This is a genomic window from Synechococcus elongatus PCC 11801 (assembly GCF_003846445.2).
GTDB classification, from domain to species: Bacteria; Cyanobacteriota; Cyanobacteriia; order Synechococcales; family Synechococcaceae; genus Synechococcus; species Synechococcus elongatus_A.
This window is the reverse complement of record NZ_CP030139.2, coordinates 1,293,922-1,314,332: the sequence shown is the minus strand read 5'-3', so window position 1 is coordinate 1,314,332 and position 20,411 is coordinate 1,293,922. Positions and strand designations below refer to the sequence as shown.

Sequence of the window (20,411 nt, the reverse complement as noted above, 5' to 3'; positions counted from 1 at the left end):
AATGAGCGGTCCTGAAACTGTTGACCGCTGTTTGGCTGCTTGCTGCGATCGCGCCATCAGTGTGGCGTTATTGCAGCAGCACCGCCCTTATTGGGAGTTGCTCCCGAGCTTGCGACGACCTGCTGAAAGTCTTCTGCCGTTGCCGTTACCGTTAGTGCGTCGTCGAGAGCGGCTAGTCAGCGATCGCGGCGTTGAGACTGTGGTGCAACTGACGCCTGTTCCTTGTGAGTTGGTTTTCCTGCTCTGTGATCCAGAGTGGAAAGTCAAAGTTGGACCGGATATCTGTCTTCTGATTCATCGGCCGGAAGAGAGTTTCAACGACTTGCTCGATCGCTGGCGCAAGACTCAAATTTGTCTGAGTCAACCCTATGAGTGGCATCTAGAAGAAACTCAGAAACAGTTTCAGGCGGAAGCCGGTGAGGCCGTATTGCCGCTGTTTCTTCTTCAGCCCGACGGTCCAGAGCTAATTCGTAAGGCACTAACAACCGTTGGTCTGCCTTGGGTGACGCTGCCGCTGGAACTGCCGGAGGTCAATAATCTAGTGCCCGCGATCAGCTAAGGCTTGGCCCGCAATCCAGCCACTCGTCCAAGCATTTTGGAAGTTAAAGCCGCCGGTGATGCCATCAACGTCGAGCAATTCGCCTGCGAAGAACAGCCCTGGGCAATGCTTGCTCTCCATGCGTTTGCTGTTGAGACTGCCCAGTGGGACACCGCCAGCTGTAACAAATTCTTCTTTGAAGACTCCCTTGCCCGCGATCGCATAAGTCCCAGCCGTGAACGCCTGCCAAAGGGCTGTTAGCTGTTTTTTAGAGACCTCACTCCAGCGGCGATCGCTCGGAATAGCTGCCCGTTGCAGGAGATACAACCAAAGTCGTTGGGGTAAGTCGTTAAACCGCCAATTACCCAGCTGACGCTTGCTAGTTGTTGCTCGTGTCGCTTGGAGATCAAGCCGAACTTGCTCGGGTGAGCGATCGGGCAGCCAGTTAATCCGCAGTTCTGCCTGATAGCGCCGCTGATGCAGTAGCCGTGCTCCAAAAGCGGAGAGCTTGAGAATGACGGGGCCACTCAGCCCCCAATGGGTCACTAATAAGGGTCCTGTTTCAGATAAGCGATCGCCTTCCACCTGAAGACTGGCCTGCACGCGATCGCAACTGACGCCGGCAAGATTTCGCAATGCAGGATCCAGCACCGTAAAGGTAAAGAGCGAAGGTACGGGTGGAATCAACTCATGCCCGAGAGCAGTCGCCAGCCGATAGCCACTGGGGCTACTGCCGGTTGCTAACAAGAGGCGATCGACTTCTACGCTGTCTTGTCGGAGCTGGAGTCGAAATCCTGTGGCTTGGCGCTCTACCCCAACGATTGGCTCTCTTAATCGCAACTGAATTCCTAAGCGTTCCGCCTCATCAAGCAAGCAGTTGATGATGCTACTGGAGCGATCGCTGACAGGAAACATTCGTCCATCTGCTTCCGTTTTCAGGCGAACGCCCCGTGACTCAAACCAAGCAATCGTGTCTTGAGGTTGAAAGCGACTGAAAGGCCCCAATAGCGCTCTGCCGCCGCGAGGATAGGCCTGAATCAGACGGCGGGGATCGGTGCAGTGATGCGTGACATTGCAGCGTCCGCCACCTGAGATCCGCACTTTACTCAGGGGTTCTGGCCCCGCCTCATAAATCGTGATTCGGGCCTGAGGATTGGCTTCGGCACAGGCGATCGCAGCAAAAAAGCCCGCAGCGCCGCCCCCAACAATGGCAATCTGAAGAGAGTCTTCCATGCTCTCTATTGTCGGTTGTTGTTGCGATGCTCACGGTGCCGGAACTCCTCGATCGGACAGATGTAGTCCGCAGTCATCGTCTGAGTGTGGCCCCCATGCTCGATCGCACCGATCGCCATTGCCGTTATTTTCTGCGCCAGATCAGTCGCCACACATTGCTCTACACCGAGATGATTGTGGCGCAGGCGATTCAGTACGGCGATCGCGCCCGCCTGTTGGACTACGACCCGCAAGAGCATCCTGTGGCGCTGCAGGTCGGTGGAGACAATCCGCAGTGGCTGGCGGACTGTGCCCGCATTGCTGAAGACTGGGGCTACGACGAAATCAATCTCAACGTTGGTTGTCCGAGCGATCGCGTCCAAAAAGGTCAGTTTGGCGCTTGCTTGATGGCGCGACCGGAACAGGTGGCGCGTTGCATAGAAGCGATGCGATCAGCTTCCTCGATTCCCGTGACAGTCAAGCACCGGATTGGAATTGACGATCGCGACAGTTATGACGAGTTAAAAGACTTTGTCCGGGTTGTGGCTGAGAGTGGTTGCGATCGCTTCAGCGTCCACGCCCGCAAGGCTTGGCTGCAAGGATTAGACCCGAAGCAAAACCGCACAATTCCACCGTTGCGCTACGACGTGGTTTATCAACTCAAGCAGGATTTTCCGCAGTTGGTGATTGAAATCAATGGCGGCATTCTCGACCTCAACCAAGCGACTCAGCACTTACAACAAGTTGATGCCGTGATGATTGGCCGCGCTATCTATGACAATCCCTATTTACTAGCTGAGGCTGATGCCCAAATCTATGCCGATCGTAGTGCAGTGCGATCGCGATCGGAAGTTGTGATGGCAATGCTGCCCTACATCGAACAACAGCTCAGCCAAGGAGTTCGGCTCCACAGCATCACCCGCCACATGCTGCAGCTTTTTCATGGCTGCCCCGGCAGTCGCGCTTGGAAGCGCGTGCTCACGGAGCAAGGCTGCAAAGCGGGTGCGAGGCCAGACGTTTTGTTAGCTGCTCTTACGCAAGTTTCCGAGTTGAGTAGCTGAGCTAATCGAAGACCGATCAAAAAGCAAAGACCCAGCTTTGTATCAACATATGGCTGTCAGACAAAAGGTTAGCAGTTACTCCAAAGAGTAACGCATTATTGTTTGGAAATTGTGCAGTCATGTTTTGGTATAGCTCGGCACTCTCGAACAGTCATTTGTGATAGTTCAAGAGTCAATGAGCCATGTTTAAGAGTCGTTCAGTCATATCTAAATGAACTCACTACTCTTCAAGTATCGGGAGTGAATGTTTGAGATCGCCCAATTACTCTTTGATTAGAGTATGAGAGCTTCTCACCAGCGGTGACTCATGATTGAGGATATTCGCTAGGGCTTACTGGCTGGTGGATTCGCTGAAAGTCGTGTCCATTGCAGGGCTAGAAGAATCAGGCGATCGCAGTTAAAGTTGGCAACTCAATGATGAGAGCCATTTGCTGCTGCCGCTAACTGGCCAAGTCTAGTCTGCCAGCACTCTGAGGATGAGTGGAAGGAGTGGTATAGTCGCCAACGATCGCGCCGAAAGGAAACAATGCAGATTTACCCCACTGCGCTGACTGATGTGTGCCTTCTGGAGCCCAAGGTCTTTGGGGACGATCGCGGTTTTTTCCTAGAAAGCTTCAACGCACAAACGTTTACTGCATTGACTGGGCTGGATGTGACTTTTGTGCAGGACAATCATTCGCGATCGCAGCAAGGGGTGTTGCGAGGGCTGCACTATCAGATTCAGCAAGCTCAAGGAAAGCTTGTGCGCTGTGTAGTTGGTGAGATTTTTGATGTCGCTGTTGACCTGCGCCGCAGCTCACCCCAATTTGGTCAGTGGGTGGGGGAGAAACTCTCAGCTGAGAATCAACGACAGCTTTGGGTACCACCTGGATTTGCCCATGGTTTTCTGGTGCTATCACCGGTAGCAGAAGTGCTTTACAAAACCACGGATTACTACGCACCAACGTACGAGCGATCGCTGCGCTGGGATGATCCGGCGATCGCAATTGATTGGCCGCTGGCAGCCGGTCAGCAACCCCAACTATCCACAAAGGATGCGGCTGCAGTGAACTTGGCAGAGGCTGAGGTATTTCCCTAATGACTGCTCTGGCTAGCAAGCCCAGCTAGAGACTCAATGATCAGCATCATTGAAATTAGTGTACTTTGCTGCCATTGCGGTTGTGATTCATTCAATTAAGCCTCCTTTCTAATCCTTCATTTTCCTATCATCATTGAGGGGTTTGTCCTAGTAGTTCACTACATCAGTATTTAAGAAAAGGCAACCACAGTCATCACTCAGATCTTAATCTTGGTCAGCGATCGCAGGTGCCCCGAGAGTTGTGGTGCTTGGGTATGCTAAAAGCATGGACACTAAATGTGCTCATCCTTTAATGTGTTTCTCTGTGCTTTGTGATGCGACAGTTATCAGTTAGGACTCTACTCTTTCAATTCCTTCTGAGGCAACGCTTCCATGCGACAGAGGGAGAGCGGGGCTATGTTCTAGCTCTGTCAGTCGTGATTGGCTTAATCATCTTGACGATTGGGGCGGCGCTGGTTGCCCGATCGCAGGTTGATCAGGTTACAGCAATTTCGCAGCGATCGACCGCACAGGGCGAAGCGGCAGCAGAAGCGGGCCTAGCGCTTTATCAAAATCTCATTACAAATAACCGCGCGATCGCTGCCTATTGTAGTGAAACAACTACGGTGGGGGACGGCTGCCAAGGTACTACCGCATGGACGAATGCGAACAGTTGGAACCGTACCACTACTGGAATTGGAATTTGCAACACCGATGCAACCCCCCTCGGGATTCAGAATGCAGCCGCTCGAACCGACTGGACGAATATTGACGCTAACGATCTGGCCAAAGGTCAATATCGATTCATTGAGTACACGCTACCGAACGCGAATCGAACGACAGGTCGCCTAACTGTTGAGGGTCGCAGTGCAAATGATGCCCAGAGAGCAGGGGTCACACGGCTGCGAGCAGAAATCTCGATTCGGGCTGGGGGTGGTTCTCCTGTACCCGCTCTCTGGCTGCGGCTAAATGGCGGCGTTACTCCTGTGCTCAGTAGCAATCGTTTTAATGGCAATATTCGGCTGAATACAACAACTCCTTGCACAATCCCAAACTGGGTTACAACTAGCAATTTATCGAACCCTGCCACCCAAAGTATTGTGACAGAGCCACAGTCTGGTTTTCCTGATACACCAACAACATTTCCATCAGGGACAGGCTACTACGACCTCAGTAGCAATAGCCAAACGAATAGCAATTCAACACGTGCTAATTCAGATGCTCGCATCTGGGGAACTAGTGCAACAAACAACCCTTCAATCACATTCCCCAGAAGTGGCGATGTTGCAGCGGCAGATGGTCGCTACCATTATCTCATTGATCGTCTTGTGAATCCTGGCAATAGAATCATTAGAATTAGCGACAACACAGAAGTTGTCTTCTATGTCCGTAGTGAAATTAATATCACTGGTACTGTGAGGATTAACTGCGCTGGAACAGGCACAGCTTGTACAGTTCCTACTAGCGGTTCTCCCGGACGATTAACAATTTATGGCAATGTTAATGGCAGGTATGGCACTTGCCTCACTGGGACTATCAGCGTCAGCGGTAATCCAGTTGCACCTTGTGATGGAGCATCTCTGACCAATCGCCAAAATACGAACCAAATTCGAATTAGCAGTACATCCCAAATTCGAGCCTTAATCCTGGCTCCCAATGCAACCGCTAGTATTACAGGAAATAATAGTGATACTGGCTTTGTGACGGGTGGAATGTGGGTCAATAGCTGGAACACATCTGGTGCAATTACTGGTAACAAGATCATGGTTAATTCTGAGGGAAGCTATGGCGATTACCTCAATAATGCGAGCGCTTTTGATTCGCCTGCCATTAGCCCTGTCCGGTCTTGGACTCGTTTACAGGTGCCCTAGCCATGAAAAAACTTGCTTTTCCTTATCTCAAACGCTCCAATAGCCAGTCCGGCGTCACAATCACTGAAGTGCTGGTTGCGGGTGTGGTGACGTTGATTTTGGTGGGAGCTGGCATGCAAACTCTGATCACGGCTTCCTTTTTGCGCTTGCAGGCTCGCCAAAAAGCAGAGGCGATCGCAGTGATTCAGACTGACCTAGAAGAAGTAAAGTTTCTAGCCAGTCAGCTGCCCAGCACTAATGGCAGCATTAACTACTGCAGGCCTGCTGATATCGATTCAGGCTTTTCTACTGCCCTCCGCAATGCTGTTAACAATAGATTGGGAACAGACCCACAAACAGTCACTTTGGCAGGTCAAAACTTTCAGTTGCGGCGCAATGCAGCTCGCTTAAATGCGCGACCTTTTAACGTTTTACAGCTGGATTACGAAGTAACGCCTGTAGCTGCTACCGCGATTTCTGGTAACCGACCCATTGCAGAGCTCTATACGGAGGTAGTTCCCTATGCGTCCTATGAATGCCCACCCACCTAGGCGACAGTCAATCGATGGCTTCACGCTGACTGAACTGCTAGTGCTGGTCATCATTGTTGGCATTCTTAGCGCGCTAGCCGTACCCAACCTCTTGGGCTACTTCAGTCGTACTCAAGTCGATGCCGGTGCTGAGGCGCTGGAAGGCGTTCTGCGGCAAGCCCAACGCGAAGCTATTCGCCGCAGTCAAACCTGTGCTGTTGTCATTCCTACGGGAGCCGATCCGGTTGTCCGTACAGCAACCAACACAGAAGTAGCGGGTTCCAATGAAAATTGTCTACCGGCTCGTAACTTGTCCCAACAGACTGGATCGGGGCAACAAGCTGCTGATTTAACGCTGAGGAATATACGAATTGATAGCAATTTGACTGCTAATCCTCCCACAGTTGGTTTTACCTTCAAAGGCACGCCCACCAACGTTGCTGCCAATACCGTGTTGGTCATCAGCTCAACGCGATCGCCCAGCTCTAGTAGTCGCTGCATCGTTGTTTCCGACCTCCTTGGCCTCATTCGAGCAGGAAACTACAACGGAACTCCCACTAATCCCACCGAAGCAAACTGCAGGATAAGACCCCAATGAAACCGCACACTTTTTGGAAACAATTGCAACATCGCCGTTGCTCTACTCAAGGGCTGACGCTGGTTGAAACTCTCATTGCTGTTGTGGTAGCGGGCATTGTGATTGGGGGAGCTGGCTATGGTTTAGCCGCCATTACAGCAGCCAATCGCACCGAAGATGCTCGGACTGAACGCCGCATGGAAATGAGCCGTGCTCTCGAATTCATTTCTGACGAAGTGAAAAGTGCTCGCGGTATTGCTCGGGATCCAGCTGGCGAACTGACTGTTCAATCCCCAAGCTTTAGCTTGCCATCAGGTGCTCAGCTGCTGATGGTGGTTAATACACCCCGAGCTTCAGAAAGCATTGTTTACTACCTTGCTCCACCCCCGACTAATTCTGTTTGGCAAGGACCGCAGGTGCTCTATCGCTGGGGTCCAGCCTTTGACGCAGCAGGCAATTACTCGAATTCCACTACCCCAACGGCTTGGACGGGTCGACCTTTGCTGGACCTCGTTGCTAATACTCCAGGTGCGGCGACTTGCGACACCACCAATCAGACCCAAATCCCTGCGAATTCAGCGAATCGTCGTGGCTTTTTCATTTGCCTTGACACCGATGGCGATACCCAACAAGGGCGACTCGCTTCGCTACAACTCTCTAGTACGTTCAATCGGGTGATTGGTGGCAATGAACGCTTGAACTTGAATACTCAAGCTTTTGCGCGCAATAGCAGCTCGGGGAGTGGTGGCGGTGGCTTGCCGCCGGGTCTGCTAAATCCATCTAATAATGGTGACTTGACTCCACCGGATGACGTGAGCCTGCGCTTCCAAGTTCTGGGTGGTGCGATTCAATGCGGAACCCGAGATGTCCCTGTGACGACTGATTTGTACTTAACGGCTCCTGGCGCAACCACAGCTACCAAAGTTACTCTCAATCCCAATAGTCCATTGAATCAGCCTCCCGGCACTGTTGAACGAGTACGAGTGGAGTCAATTGCTCGGCTGAGTAGTGTCAGCTGTGGCAGTAACTTTACGATCAGTACAGGCCCTGGCCGTCCAAATTCCAATAATTTCAGGGTTCTTAAGAACGGTGATTCTGTTCCTAATTTTGTTCCCTACAATAACCAAGCCAGCTTAGATACCTTTCTACGTCCAATCTTGGGTGCAGATGGTCGTGTCAGAATCCGTGACAACCAAGTAATATACTTATTTGAACTAGGGACGACTAACACTGGTTCAGCAGCTTTTGACATGCAAGATAACGTCGTCTTAGTTACTGTCAACCCTGAACAGACTCAACCCTAAGCCGACATTCTAGGTTGCATGTCAGTGTCAACGAGCAGTGTCCAGTACCGTATGAAACTGGCACTGCTCAATTTTTTGGCAACCTCGGATGAAAGTACTGCTCACAGGTGCAGCGGGACAGGTGGGGCAATCCCTCCAGCGGCTCTGTCCAAATGCTATCGATCTCATCGCCTGCGATCGTCAACAACTCGATCTCAGTGATGATTTCTCCTTACGGACAGTCATCCAGCAACTTCGTCCTGATTGGGTGATCAATGCTGGGGCTTACACGGCTGTCGATCGGGCGGAATCTGAACCGGAATTTGCTACAGCAATCAATGCTAATGCAGTGCAAGCGTTAGCCGAAGAATTGGCAAAGACAGGTGGGAATTTACTGCATATTTCTACTGACTTTGTCTTTGCAGGCGATCGTAATCGACCCTATCCCCCCGAGGAAAAACGTCAGCCGCTCAGTGTTTATGGTGCGACGAAAGCTGCTGGTGAAGAAGCGATCACTCAACTCCTTCCCACGCGATCGCTGATTGTGCGTACAGCTTGGGTTTATGGGCTAGGTGGCCGCAACTTCGTGACAACAATGTTGCGCCTAATGGCAGAACGCGATCGCCTCACAGTTGTGTGGGATCAAATTGGCACGCCCACTTGGACTGATAGCTTGGCTGCGGCGCTCTGGCAAGCGATCGCTCAAAACCTGACGGGCATTCATCACTGTACTGATGCTGGTGTGGCTAGTTGGTATGACTTTGCTGTCGCCATTCAAGACCTAGCGTTGGAACGTGGCCTACTCCAGCGGGCAATTCCGATTGCAGCAATTCCCAGCAGTGCTTACCCCACGCCCGCCACTCGCCCGGCCTACAGCGTGCTGGATTGTGCTGACTTTAATCGAGCGATCGGCCGCGATCCCCTACACTGGCGCCATGCCTTGGCTCAAATGCTGACGCAACTGGCGACAAACTGATGAAGATTTTGATTACAGGGGGTGCGGGCTTCATTGGCTCTGCCCTGATTCGGCACTTGCTCACGACCCGTTCTAAGGTTCAGATCATCAACCTCGATAAACTGAGCTACGCCAGCGATCTCACCTCACTGAAACCGTTTGAGGACAGCAATCGCTACGTCTTTGAACAGGTCGATCTACTAAACGAAGCTGCTCTACAGCGGATCTTTCAGGACTATCAGCCAACTGCCGTGATGCACTTGGCGGCAGAATCCCACGTCGATCGCTCGATTGATTCGCCGCGCCCGTTTATCGAAAGCAATATTATTGGCACCTTTAATCTGCTGGAAGCAGCCCGACGCTACTGGCAGCAATTACCAGAGTCAGAACAACAAGCTTTTCGCTTCCATCACATCTCTACAGACGAGGTTTACGGCAGCCTTGGGGAAACCGGACTCTTTACAGAAGAGACCCGCTACGATCCTCGATCGCCCTACTCCGCCAGCAAAGCCAGCTCCGATCACCTGGTGCGGGCTTGGCATCACACCTACGGCCTGCCGGTGTTAGTGACCAACTGCTCCAACAACTACGGACCATGGCAGTTCCCCGAGAAGTTGATTCCCGTGATCATCCTCAATGCGATCGCCGGTAACCCACTGCCGATTTATGGTGACGGTGGCAACATCCGCGACTGGCTCTATGTTGAGGATCACGCCCGCGCCCTAGAACAGGTCCTGCTGAAGGGACAAATCGGTGAGACTTACAACATCGGTGGCTTTAACGAGCGCACCAATCTCCAAGTTGTCGAAACACTCTGTGATCTACTAGATGAACTGAAGCCGCGATCGCAGTCCTATCGCCAGCAAATTGAATTTGTTCGCGATCGCCCCGGTCACGATCGCCGCTACGCGATCGATGCCAGTCGCATTGAGAAGGAGCTGAGTTGGCAACCCCAAGAGAGTTTTGAGAGTGGTCTCCGTAAAACCGTGAGCTGGTATCTCAATCATTTGGACTGGTGCCAACGAGTCCGACAACGCAGCGGCTATGATGGCAGCCGTTTGGGTCTAGCCAGCAACTCGGAGGCCAGCGTATGACAACGCGGCGCGGCATTATTCTGGCTGGCGGTTCCGGCACTCGCCTCTATCCGGCGACCTTTGCGGTTTCAAAGCAACTACTGCCGGTTTATGACAAACCGATGATCTACTACCCGCTCAGCACCCTGATGTTGAGTGGTATCCGTGAAATTTTGATTATCTCCACACCCCAAGACACCGATCGCTTTGCTCAGCTTTTGGGCGATGGCGATCGCTGGGGGCTGTCGCTGAGCTATGCCGTTCAGCCCGCTCCTGAAGGTCTGGTACAAGCCTTTTTGATTGGCGAATCTTTCTTGTCTGGGGCTCCAGCCGCACTGATTCTGGGCGATAACCTTTTCCATGGTGATGATCTAGCAGTCCAACTCCAGCAAGCCAGTTTGCGATCGGAGGGAGCGACTGTTTTTGCCTACAGCGTGGCGGATCCTGAACGCTACGGGGTTGTGGAATTTGACGACCAGCAGCGAGTGCTTTCAATTGAAGAAAAGCCGAAACAACCGCGATCGCGCTACGCCGTTACCGGCCTCTATTTCTATGATCAGCAGGTTGTCGAACTTGCAAAACAGGTCCGGCCCTCTGCCCGAGGCGAGCTAGAGATTACGGATCTCAACAATGCTTACCTTCAGCAAGGTCAACTGCGGGTCGAGCTCCTCGGACGCGGGATGGCTTGGCTCGACACCGGCACCCATGACAGCCTGCTCGATGCTGCCAGTTTTATCCATACCCTTGAAAAACGCCAGGGGCTCAAGATTGCTTGCCCAGAAGAAATTGCCTTCCGTCAGGGCTGGATTACGGCTGAACAACTCAAACAGGTAGCGGAACCGCTCCGTAAAAATGGCTATGGTCAGTATCTGCTTGACCTCTTGCAAAACCCTCTCTAGGCGATCGTGAAATGACCATTACTGTGCATTTTTTGCCGGATGATGTGCGGGTGACTGCCGAAGTAGGTGAACCGCTGCTGACCGTCGCAGAACGAGCCGGTTTACGGATTCCGACGGGCTGCTTGATGGGGTCTTGCCATGCCTGTGAAGTAGATCTGGATGGCGAACCTGTCTGTGGCTGCATCACAGCCATTCCTGATTCAGCCACTGGCAAGGTGACCGTGGACTGCGCTAGCGATCCAGGTTGGTAGTGGGCATTTCTACAATCCAGAAATGGCGTGGGAAGCTACGCCTTGCGAGGCGGATCGACCTGAAATGCTTGATGCGCAGCCGAAGGGTAGCGAACTTTGGACGGTCGTCCTTCGTTGATCATGCGGCGGTGAGCTTCCTGCCAATTAGGGAGCTCAGGCTGATCTTGGTGCCAATGAACCACTGAGGCTTCGCTACACCAGTCTGCCAACTTAGTCATCGCCTGACCATGGGCAGCAGCTCTCATGAACTGACGCATAGTCGCTTCATCTGTCCAAGCTGTGCAAGTCCAGAAAGCGAGATTGCGATCTTGCAAAAGCTTAACGCCCAGATTTCCTTCTGCTCGTTGAGCTTGCCAGGTCGATCGCAGGGAAAAGGGGATCAGTCGAGGCAGATAAAAGACATTTCTAAGCTTCAGCCGCGTCACCGAAATCAAAGGCATGGTGGGGAATCAGAGCAGCGATTGTTATTCAAAGCCTAACCAACTGCTTTTCAAATGACTACCACCAGAATGCTCTCATTTGCTGCAATCTATTCAACAGCAAAATTATTATTGAACGTATTTCAAAAAACAAAATACTTTTAAAAACCGACTCTAACTGTCAGTCAAAAGTTTGACAGATAAATTCTAGTGAACCTTGTTTGAGCCAAAAAAGAGGGAGAACAATGCTCTCCCTCTAATACATCAAGCTTACACTTCAATATTGTCGACAAACTACCATTTTTTATAAGACAGGAACTTGCCACACATCGTCACTTTGACGCGATCGCCTTTAGGATCTTCAACCTTGTCGACATCTAAGGTGAAATCGATCGCACTCATGATGCCATCACCAAATTTCTCTTGAATAACATCCTTGAGTGGTAAGCCATAGACCTGCATGATTTCGTAGAAACGATAGATCAAGGGATCAGTCGGGATTACAGGATCTAAGCATCCTTTCACTGGCGGTGTCGTTAGCTCGTCCACAAGGGAAAAGTCTAGTCCTAGCGCTGTCAGTAACTTCTCAGCTTCTTCTGGAGAAGCTGTTGACTGCCGGTAGAACAGGCTAGCGATCCAAACTTCATCTCGTCCCAGTAATTGCTCAAGATCAGTAAAGGTTATTCCCTTTGCCTTTTTCGCTTTCAAGAGTTGCTCAGTAATCGCTTGGGTCATTGAAACTCTCCTAAATTACTTGCTTCTCCAGCTACACGAACCCCATCGGACAGCAGCTCTTTCAAACTCACCGTAGGTTAGTGTCCCTAACCATTAATGATCATCATTAAATTGCTAGTGAGTGCGATAGTGAGTGCGATCAAATCAGTAGCTCATTCCCGATCAATGACACTTCAATGTCATCTCAAGTTGCAGCAGAGAAACTATGGAATTGTTCTTTGCCAAGGGCGAATAGTAGAGGTAAGTCCAAGGTCAAAATGTAGCTGTCGTTACAAGTAGGGATGGCTAGGGCTTTGATCTCGGGGCTGGCAGACTTGAGTGGCGATCGCCACTCATTGATGCAATTCCACACAATGAAATTTTCATTGCAAAGCTATTGACTAAAGATTTGTAAGTTCATCAACTGTTTTTTAAAATCAAGAAGCCAACCCAAAAACCGCGTGACTAGAGGTTAGCGATCGCAATGAATCTCGACAGTATCAAGGACTCTAGGGACGATTGCGATAATCATTCTTCCTCTCAGGTTTCCTATGCGATTCGTCTGAGCTTTGAGTGGGGTGGCGGTGTTCTCTGGGCGGATGATGCGGCGAGTCGCGATCGCTTTGATGTTGGTGCAATTGAAGATCAATTGCCACTGTCGCCAAGTTTGCGGCAGCAATTAGAGCAACTATCTCTCTGGCATGACACCGCTTTAGATTGGGATGATCCAGCGGGCCCAAGCCCTTGGACAGCTGAGGAGTCAGACCAGTTTGAAGTCGCAGCACAGGCTGCTCTACAAGCCTTGAGGCTGGAACTCGGCCCGAACTACTCCGTTCGCTACCAGCCTCTCTAGGGAGAGACTGCGATCGCCAGTCCAGCAGTGCAGAAGATGACGCGGGCGATCGCCTGCCATGCTGGATAGAGCTGGCTGATTGCGAGAACCATGCCCCATCCCCTTGTGCGGTTGTATCGCTACAGCGCCCCCCATCAACGGCAGGTGCTGAGTGCGATCGCTTGTTCAATCCTCAACAAAATCTTTGATCTGGCCCCACCCGTCCTAATTGGTATGGCGGTGGATGTGGTTGTCCAGCGGCAGGATTCTTGGCTCGCCAAGTGGGGGATTGTGCCGGTTGAACAGCAGTTAGGGCTGTTGGTGCTGTTTTCGTTTGTGATTTGGAGCCTCGAATCGCTGTTCGAGTATCTCTACGCTTGGCAGTGGCGCACGCTGGCGCAAACACTGCAACATGAGTTGCGCTTGGATGCCTACGGTCATTTGCAAGAACTAGAGCTGAGCTTTTTTGAGGAGCGCAGTACCGGTCAGCTGCTCAGCGTCCTCAACGACGACATCAACCAGCTCGAACGCTTCCTCGACCACGGGGCCAATGAGATTTTGCAGGTCACGACCACCGTGCTAGCGGTGGGTGGGGCAATGGCTTATCTCTCGCCAACAGTGGCAGGGCTGGCGATTCTGCCAATCCCCGTCATCCTCTGGGGATCGCTGCGCTTTCAACGCCGCCTTGCACCGCGCTATGCCCGCGTGCGTGAACAAGCGGGTCTGATCAGCGCGCGACTAGCCAATAATTTGGGTGGCATTGCCACGATCAAAAGCTTCACTGCTGAGGCCTTTGAAAAAGGGCGGGTCGCCGAAGACAGTGATGCCTATCGCCAAGCAAATCGCCGCGCGATCGCTCTCAGTTCGGCATTTGTGCCGTTGATCCGTTTCGCGATTCTGTTTGCCTTCATCGCCATTCTTTATGTCGGCGGGATGGAAACAATTAACGGACGGCTCGATGTCGGTACCTATAGCTTTTTGGTGTTCATTACCCAGCGTCTTCTCTGGCCGTTGACCAGCTTGGGGCGAGTACTGGATGACTACCAACGGGCGATGGCTTCGACCCAGCGGGTCATGGATTTGCTCGCGATCCCAGTGCAAATTCCCAGCGGTCGCCAATCCTTACCGATCGGGCAAGTGCAAGGAGCTGTTCAGTTTGAAGGCATCACCTTTGCTTACCGCGATCGCGAGCCCAGCCTTATTGATCTCAACTTGGAAATCCCTGCAGGCCAAACAATCGCGATCGTCGGGGCCACCGGTTCTGGCAAAAGCACTTTGGTCAAACTGCTGCTGCGTTTCTATGAGCCACAAACCGGTCGCATCCTGCTGGATGGGATTGATTTACGTGACTTAAAGCTGAAGGATTTACGGCAGGCGATCGGCTTCGTTAGTCAGGATGTTTTCCTCTTCCATGGCAGTGTTGCCGAGAACATCGCCTACGGCAGTTTTGATGCCACCCAGACTGAAATTGAGCAAGCGGCCAAGCTCGCCGAAGCCCATGAATTCATCATGGATTTACCCCAGGGCTACGACACGATCGTGGGCGAGCGGGGCCAGAAACTGTCCGGTGGACAGCGGCAGCGCCTCGCGATCGCACGAGCCATCCTCAAGGATCCGCCAATCCTGATCCTTGATGAAGCAACCTCGGCAGTCGATAACGAGACTGAAGCCGCGATTCAGCGATCGCTCGAACAGATCACCCGCGATCGCACCACCTTGGCGATCGCCCACCGCCTCTCGACGATTCGCCACGCCGACTGCATCTACGTCATGGATCAGGGTCGCTTGGTCGAAGCCGGACACCACGACGAACTCCTTGCCTTGGATGGCCTCTATGCCAACCTCTGGAAGGTGCAGACCGGTGAACGTTTGAGCGATCGCGTTTAGCTACTCAGCTAAGCAGATTCCTTCTTGCAAGCGCAAGCCGTTGGCCCAATCCCAGCCACTCAAAGGCTTGCGGCCTGCCGGTTGCACCTGTAGCAGCAGTAACGCTCCCTCGCGAGTCGCCACAATCGGTCCCTCGGATTTGGCGATCGCCAGTACGGTTCCTGGTTTGTCGGGTTCGGGCTGCCAATCTTGCCAAGCTGCATAGTCCGCCGGTAGGGGCAGACCCAGTCCCAAGGGCAGACTGGCCAAAACTTTGAGGCGATCGCCTTGGACGGGCAAGCTCGCACCGGGATAGAGGCCGCGAATCCGGTTGTGGAGTTCTAGAGCGGACTGATCCCAAGTCAGTTGAAAATCTTCCTTTTGCAGGAGGCGCGCATAGGTTGCTGCTGCCTCATCCTGAGGTGTAGCCGCCAATTGCCCCTGATCGAGCTGCCGCAGGGTTTGCAGTAACAATTCGGCTCCAGCGGTCGCCAAACGATCGCCCAAGATTTGACTGTTATCGTCCAAGGCGATCGGTGTCGTCCAGCGCAACAGCATCGGCCCCGTATCCATGCCGACATCCATTTGCATGGTCACGATCCCCGTTTCGCGATCGCCGTTGATCAAGCTCCACTGAATCGGGGCCGCACCGCGATAGGCGGGCAGCAGCGAACCATGAACATTAATGCAGCCCAGTCGCGGCATCGCCAGCACCTCCGCTGGTAACAACTGGCCATAGGCAACCACAACAAATGCATCAGCGTTCGTTTGCTGCAACTGACTCAAGACTTCTGGATCGCGGCGCAGGCGTTCCGGTTGCCAGACTGACAAATCATGGGCGATCGCGAGGGCTTTAACCGGCGAGGCGCTGACCTGACTACCACGCCCACGACGGCGATCGGGCTGGCTGACCACCGCCACCACCTCAACATCGGGCGCATCGAGCAGCTGCTGCAAAGTCGGAACCGCAAATTGAGGGGTTCCAAAAAAGACGACGCGCACGGTACGACTCCTCGTTTCCAACAGCAGGGCTATTGGCGATCGTGGCATGTCAAGCTCGCTGGGGCGATCGCGGCTTGCTAGGATTGCGAAGCTCTTGCGACTGTGGCTAGGACAACCCCTATGACGCACCCTGCGACCGTCATTGGCGTCGATTTAGGCGGAACCGCCATGAAATTGGGCCGCTACACGATCGATGGGCAGTGTCAGCAGGAATTAACCGTCCCGACACCGACGCCCAGTACCCCGAGTAACGTGCGGGTGGCCTTGGTTGAGGCGATTCGTCAACTCGATCCCGAGGCCGAGGCGCTGGCAATTGGCATTGGCACCCCCGGACCTGCAGATGCAGCCGGTCGAGTCGCACGGGTTGCCATTAACCTCGATGGCTGGGTTGAAGTTCCCCTCGCTGACTGGCTAGAAGCGGATTTACAGCAGCCGGTGATTTTGGCGAATGATGCCAACTGTGCTGGCTTAGGTGAAGTTTGGCTAGGGGCTGGTCAAGGCTATCGCGATGCAATTGTGCTGACCCTTGGGACCGGTGTCGGCGGCGCGATCATTCTCAACGGTGAGCTGTTTGTTGGCCGTACTGGGACGGCGGCTGAATTGGGGCTGATCACGCTCGATCCGGCTGGCCCCCCCTGCAATAGCGGCAACCAAGGATCATTGGAGCAATACGCCTCGATCGGGGCCGTTCAGCGGCGCTTTGGTTGCGATCCCAAAGACCTAGGCGATCGCGCTGTCCAAGGCGATCCCGAAGCGATCGCAGCTTGGCAGGAGTACGGAAAGACCCTCGCAGCCGGTCTCGCCAGTTTGGTCTACGTCCTGACGCCGGAGGTGATTATTCTGGGCGGCGGCATCAGTGGCAGCGCAGCCTTCTTCTTGCCAGCGCTGACGGAGGAGCTGCATCGCCGTGTTTTGCCCACTTCTCGGGAAGGGCTACAAATTCAGATCGCTGCCCTTGGCAACGAAGCGGGTCGAGTAGGGGCTGCCCGCTTGGCTTGGTCGAAGCTAGAAGCGCTGGGTCAGGTCTAAATCAGACCTCTAAGCCTTAGATAGTCGCGATCGCCGGTAGAAATCCCGGCAGATGTTCCAGCTCCCAGTTGCGGACGATCGCAGCTTGCTCCGCGATCGCCGCTTGAGCAGCCCCCGCGGGGAAGGTTCCGAGGACGGGAATGCCGGTCAGCAGTTGAAAGGATTCCTGCGCCACCCGATCCGCTGTCGTGACTTGATTGAGGATCACCCCTAAGAGGGGTAGCTGTCGCTGTTGAGCCAGCGCCGCCATCGCGATCGCCTGTCCGGGCCAATCCATTTGAGCTGAAGCCACCAACAGCACCGGCAAGCGCCAAGCCTGTGCGAGGTCAGCAACGGTCAGTTCTGGTGCAACCAGCGTTCCTAAGCAACCAGGTGCTTCTAGAAAACAGGCTTCACTCTGCTGCAATGACTGCCAGCGTTCCGCCAAAGACTGCTCCGGCGAAAGCCAGTCTTGACAGGGCCAAACCGGTTGCCGCCGCCAAGCTTGGTAGGCCTGGAGTGCTTGGGCGATCGCGGTTTTGCCAGCACCAGAAGAAGTACTGCTGATCAGCAGACGCATAACGAAAGAAGCAGCAAAGGAGCGTCTTCAGCCTAACGGGAAGTTTGTGGGAGACGACGCGCACGGGAGATCACTGCTGCCAACCGAAACGAAAACTTGTTGAAGGCGATCGCTCGGGATCAAAAACGGGCGAACTGCCCAGTAGTCATGCCTTTTAGCTTGCTGGTGCCACGGTCGACGCCTAGGCAGGGATGATAAGATTTCGTTGGTTATGCTCCGGGGTCTGCTGTGATCCGTTCTGCCACCCTGCCCTTCGCGTCTGCACTGCCCTCACTCCCGGACAATCATCGCCTACGGCTATTTTCTGGTTCGTCCAATTCCGCCCTTTCCCAAGAGGTTTCCCGCTATCTCGGGATCGACCTCGGGCCAATGATCCGCAAACGGTTTGCGGACGGTGAGTTGTACGTTCAAATCCAAGAATCAATCCGCGGCTGTGATGTCTACTTGATGCAGCCGACCTGTTGGCCGGTCAACGACCACTTGATGGAATTGCTGATCATGATCGACGCTTGTCGACGTGCTTCAGCTCGCCAAGTCACAGCCGTCCTGCCCTACTACGGCTACGCTCGTGCCGATCGCAAAACTGCTGGCCGCGAGTCGATTACTGCAAAACTCGTTGCCAACCTGATCACCCAAGCCGGAGCCAATCGCGTCTTGGCGATGGACTTGCACTCGGCACAGATCCAAGGCTATTTCGACATTCCCTTCGACCACGTTTACGGCTCGCCTGTCCTGATCGACTATCTGCGCAGCAAGAATCTCGCAGATTTAGTCGTGGTCTCGCCAGATGTTGGTGGTGTGGCTCGGGCACGTGCTTTTGCCAAAAAGCTCGATGATGCGCCTTTGGCAATTATTGATAAGCGTCGACAAGCTCACAACGTTGCTGAAGTTCTCAACGTCATTGGTGACGTTCAGGGTAAGACCGCGGTGCTAGTGGACGACATGATCGATACTGCTGGCACCATTTGCGAAGGGGCACGCCTCCTACGGAAGCAAGGTGCTAGCCAAGTCTACGCCTGTGCTACCCACGCAGTTTTCTCACCACCTGCGATCGAACGGCTCTCTGCCAGTGGCTTGTTCGAAGAAGTGATCGTGACTAATACCATCCCGATCCCCGAGGAAAATCGTTTCCCGCAGTTGACCATTTTGTCGGTGGCTAACCTACTGGGCGAAACGATTTGGCGGATTCACGAAGAGAGTTCCGTTAGTAGTATGTTCCGCTAGGGGCTGACCCTCCGACGGATCGCCAATCGCTTCGGTAGACTGTTGGGAATACTCACCTGCTGGTGAGTTGCTGCCCTCATCCCGCGATCGCACGTTAATGGGAGAGTCTCTGTCACCCCAAGCACTGGCTCAACCGTTGCTGTTGCAACTGTTTGTGGATACGCGTCCTCTCTCGCAGAACACGGTTCGGCGAGTAGAGAAGATTTTGGCTTCCGTCGAAGCCAGTGTCCCGATCAGTTTGCAAGTGATCAACGTGGCTGATCAGCCGCAACTGGTGGAGTACTACCGGTTGGTGGTTACCCCTGCGCTGGTGAAGATCGGTCCTGGCTCTCGCCAAGTCCTGAGTGGCATTCATCTGACCGAGCAACTCGCGACTCAATTGCCGCAGTGGCTCATTCAGCAAGAAGCCTTTTTTGCCGATCGTGATTCACCAAATTCCAATATTCCTTTCACGGAACTGGGGCAGCCAGAAACCCCAGCTCTGCAGCAAGCAGATGCTTTTTTTCAACTGCAACAGCAGTACGCCGATCTCTCGGAGCGCACCAAATTCCTAGAGCAGGTGATTGCTCTGGTAGCCCATGATCTCCGCAATCCCCTGACAGCTGCGATGTTGGCGATCGATACGATCCAAATCCGCAGTCAGTCTTTTTCCGCCGCCGCCGCCAAGGAAATGCAGGGGCTCTGCAGCCTCTTTGATCAAGCGCGATCGCAACTGCGCGAAATTGAGCGCATGGTCGCTGAAATCTTGGAAGCGACTCGTGATTCGGGCGAAACCCTCCAGATCAACCCGCGCGAAGTCGTATTTGAGCCACTCCTGCAGCAAGTGCTCGAACAACTCCACGATCGCTGGCACAGTAAGCAACAGCAGCTCAAAACAGACGTCCCCGGCGATCTGCCGACGCTCTACGCTGATCCTGACCGACTCCGACAAGTTTTAGTCAATCTGCTCGACAACGCCATCAAGTACACCCCTGTCGGCGGCACAATCACGATCGCGGCCCTCCACCGCACCAGCCAGAAAGTCCAGATCAGCGTTAGCGATACTGGCCCTGGCATTCCCCGCGACCAGCTCAGCGTGATTTTCAAAAACCTCGTCCGGCTCTCCCGCGATAGCAACCAAGAGGGCTATGGCATTGGGCTCTCGGTCTGCCAACGCATTGTCCAATCACACTTTGGTCGCATCTGGGCAGATTCGGAGCTCGGCCAGGGCAGCACCTTTCACTTCACAATGCCGGTCTATCGCTATACGCAGCCTTGCTAATGCCCGTTGAAGGAGCATCGCTCAAATTCTTGGCTGTAAAGGCTTGACACGGCTTTCGAAATTCGATAGTTTCTTAATTGTCGATGCGACTTGCCCCCATCGTCTAGAGGCCTAGGACACCTCCCTTTCACGGAGGCGACAGGGGTTCGAATCCCCTTGGGGGTATTAAAAAGAAAGACTTGGTATAAAGTCTTTCAAAAAATCAAGGCTCTACTCAGA

21 protein-coding genes and 1 tRNA gene are annotated in these 20,411 nt (G+C 53.4%); 17 read left to right on the top strand and 5 right to left on the bottom strand.

Annotated elements, in window-relative coordinates; translation table 11 throughout:
• Position 1: 1 nt before the first annotated feature.
• Positions 2 to 559, top strand: coding sequence for a hypothetical protein (locus DOP62_RS06285; protein ID WP_208676349.1), 558 nt, complete (start codon positions 2 to 4; stop codon positions 557 to 559).
• On the opposite strand, the gene DOP62_RS06280 is transcribed toward DOP62_RS06285, so the two are convergent.
• Positions 539 to 1,771, bottom strand: a complete 1,233-nt coding sequence (locus tag DOP62_RS06280; RefSeq protein ID WP_208676351.1) for an NAD(P)/FAD-dependent oxidoreductase — start codon at positions 1,769 to 1,771, stop codon at positions 539 to 541. The two genes, DOP62_RS06285 and DOP62_RS06280, sit on opposite strands and share 21 nt — an antisense overlap.
• A gap of 26 nt (positions 1,772 to 1,797) precedes the next feature.
• Here DOP62_RS06280 and dusA point away from each other — a divergent pair, with 26 nt between their 5' ends.
• From dusA to DOP62_RS06230, 10 genes are all read left to right on the top strand, one after another.
• Positions 1,798 to 2,811, top strand: a complete 1,014-nt coding sequence (gene dusA / locus DOP62_RS06275) for a tRNA dihydrouridine(20/20a) synthase DusA (RefSeq protein WP_208676897.1) — start codon at positions 1,798 to 1,800, stop codon at positions 2,809 to 2,811.
• Between the two features lie 526 nt (positions 2,812 to 3,337).
• On the top strand, positions 3,338 to 3,889 hold the full coding sequence (gene rfbC / locus DOP62_RS06270) for a dTDP-4-dehydrorhamnose 3,5-epimerase (RefSeq protein WP_208676353.1): 552 nt from the start codon (positions 3,338 to 3,340) through the stop codon (positions 3,887 to 3,889).
• Between the two features lie 416 nt (positions 3,890 to 4,305).
• A complete protein-coding gene (locus DOP62_RS06265; protein WP_208676355.1) occupies positions 4,306 to 5,739 on the top strand; it encodes a hypothetical protein in 1,434 nt (477 codons plus the stop codon).
• 2 nt (positions 5,740 to 5,741) lie between these two features.
• Positions 5,742 to 6,269 carry a PilW family protein gene (locus DOP62_RS06260; RefSeq protein WP_208676357.1) on the top strand — a complete coding sequence of 176 codons (528 nt, stop codon included), beginning with the start codon at positions 5,742 to 5,744 and terminating at the stop codon, positions 6,267 to 6,269.
• Positions 6,241 to 6,846, top strand: coding sequence for a pilus assembly FimT family protein (locus DOP62_RS06255; RefSeq protein ID WP_208676359.1), 606 nt, complete (start codon positions 6,241 to 6,243; stop codon positions 6,844 to 6,846). Before DOP62_RS06260 ends, DOP62_RS06255 begins: the two co-directional genes overlap by 29 nt.
• Positions 6,843 to 8,129, top strand: coding sequence for a PulJ/GspJ family protein (locus tag DOP62_RS06250; RefSeq protein ID WP_370538900.1), 1,287 nt, complete (start codon positions 6,843 to 6,845; stop codon positions 8,127 to 8,129). The genes DOP62_RS06255 and DOP62_RS06250 overlap by 4 nt, the downstream gene beginning before the upstream one ends.
• Before the next feature lie 88 nt (positions 8,130 to 8,217).
• Positions 8,218 to 9,084 carry a dTDP-4-dehydrorhamnose reductase gene (gene rfbD, locus DOP62_RS06245; RefSeq protein WP_208676365.1) on the top strand — a complete coding sequence of 289 codons (867 nt, stop codon included), beginning with the start codon at positions 8,218 to 8,220 and terminating at the stop codon, positions 9,082 to 9,084.
• The gene (rfbB, locus tag DOP62_RS06240; protein WP_208676367.1) at positions 9,084 to 10,157 is read left to right on the top strand and encodes a dTDP-glucose 4,6-dehydratase; all 1,074 of its coding nucleotides are present in this window, start codon (positions 9,084 to 9,086) and stop codon (positions 10,155 to 10,157) included. Before rfbD ends, rfbB begins: the two co-directional genes overlap by 1 nt.
• Complete coding sequence (gene rfbA, locus DOP62_RS06235; protein WP_208676369.1) at positions 10,154 to 11,035, top strand: glucose-1-phosphate thymidylyltransferase RfbA; 882 nt, start codon at positions 10,154 to 10,156, stop codon at positions 11,033 to 11,035. Before rfbB ends, rfbA begins: the two co-directional genes overlap by 4 nt.
• A gap of 11 nt (positions 11,036 to 11,046) precedes the next feature.
• Positions 11,047 to 11,286, top strand: a complete 240-nt coding sequence (locus DOP62_RS06230; protein WP_208676371.1) for a 2Fe-2S iron-sulfur cluster-binding protein — start codon at positions 11,047 to 11,049, stop codon at positions 11,284 to 11,286.
• 35 nt (positions 11,287 to 11,321) lie between these two features.
• Here DOP62_RS06230 and DOP62_RS06225 read toward each other — a convergent pair whose 3' ends face one another.
• Complete coding sequence (locus tag DOP62_RS06225; RefSeq protein WP_208676372.1) at positions 11,322 to 11,726, bottom strand: DUF3291 domain-containing protein; 405 nt, start codon at positions 11,724 to 11,726, stop codon at positions 11,322 to 11,324.
• A gap of 273 nt (positions 11,727 to 11,999) precedes the next feature.
• Entirely contained in the window at positions 12,000 to 12,440 is a 441-nt protein-coding gene (gene cynS, locus DOP62_RS06220; protein ID WP_208676374.1) for a cyanase, read from the bottom strand.
• 463 nt (positions 12,441 to 12,903) lie between these two features.
• Between cynS and DOP62_RS06215 the strand changes: the two genes are divergently transcribed.
• Positions 12,904 to 13,272 (top strand): hypothetical protein, encoded by a 369-nt coding sequence (locus DOP62_RS06215; RefSeq protein ID WP_261790035.1) that lies wholly within the window; start codon positions 12,904 to 12,906, stop codon positions 13,270 to 13,272.
• A 90-nt stretch (positions 13,273 to 13,362) separates the two neighbouring features.
• Complete coding sequence (locus tag DOP62_RS06210) at positions 13,363 to 15,138, top strand: ABC transporter ATP-binding protein (RefSeq protein WP_208676376.1); 1,776 nt, start codon at positions 13,363 to 13,365, stop codon at positions 15,136 to 15,138.
• On the opposite strand, the gene fmt is transcribed toward DOP62_RS06210, so the two are convergent.
• On the bottom strand, positions 15,139 to 16,119 hold the full coding sequence (gene fmt / locus DOP62_RS06205) for a methionyl-tRNA formyltransferase (RefSeq protein WP_208676378.1): 981 nt from the start codon (positions 16,117 to 16,119) through the stop codon (positions 15,139 to 15,141). It lies immediately after the preceding gene.
• 120 nt (positions 16,120 to 16,239) lie between these two features.
• Between fmt and DOP62_RS06200 the strand changes: the two genes are divergently transcribed.
• A complete protein-coding gene (locus DOP62_RS06200) occupies positions 16,240 to 17,148 on the top strand; it encodes an ROK family protein (protein WP_208676380.1) in 909 nt (302 codons plus the stop codon).
• A gap of 16 nt (positions 17,149 to 17,164) precedes the next feature.
• Here the strand turns inward: DOP62_RS06200 and DOP62_RS06195 are convergent, their stop codons facing one another.
• On the bottom strand, positions 17,165 to 17,707 hold the full coding sequence (locus DOP62_RS06195) for an AAA family ATPase (protein ID WP_208676382.1): 543 nt from the start codon (positions 17,705 to 17,707) through the stop codon (positions 17,165 to 17,167).
• A 228-nt stretch (positions 17,708 to 17,935) separates the two neighbouring features.
• Here DOP62_RS06195 and DOP62_RS06190 point away from each other — a divergent pair, with 228 nt between their 5' ends.
• The 3 genes from DOP62_RS06190 to DOP62_RS06180 all read left to right on the top strand — a co-directional run bounded on the left by DOP62_RS06190 (position 17,936) and on the right by DOP62_RS06180 (position 20,357).
• Positions 17,936 to 18,931, top strand: a complete 996-nt coding sequence (locus tag DOP62_RS06190; RefSeq protein ID WP_208676384.1) for a ribose-phosphate pyrophosphokinase — start codon at positions 17,936 to 17,938, stop codon at positions 18,929 to 18,931.
• Between the two features lie 97 nt (positions 18,932 to 19,028).
• Entirely contained in the window at positions 19,029 to 20,192 is a 1,164-nt protein-coding gene (locus DOP62_RS06185; RefSeq protein WP_208676901.1) for a histidine kinase, read from the top strand.
• A 92-nt stretch (positions 20,193 to 20,284) separates the two neighbouring features.
• Positions 20,285 to 20,357: transfer RNA gene (locus tag DOP62_RS06180), tRNA-Glu, on the top strand.
• The last annotated feature ends 54 nt before the right edge of the window (positions 20,358 to 20,411 follow it).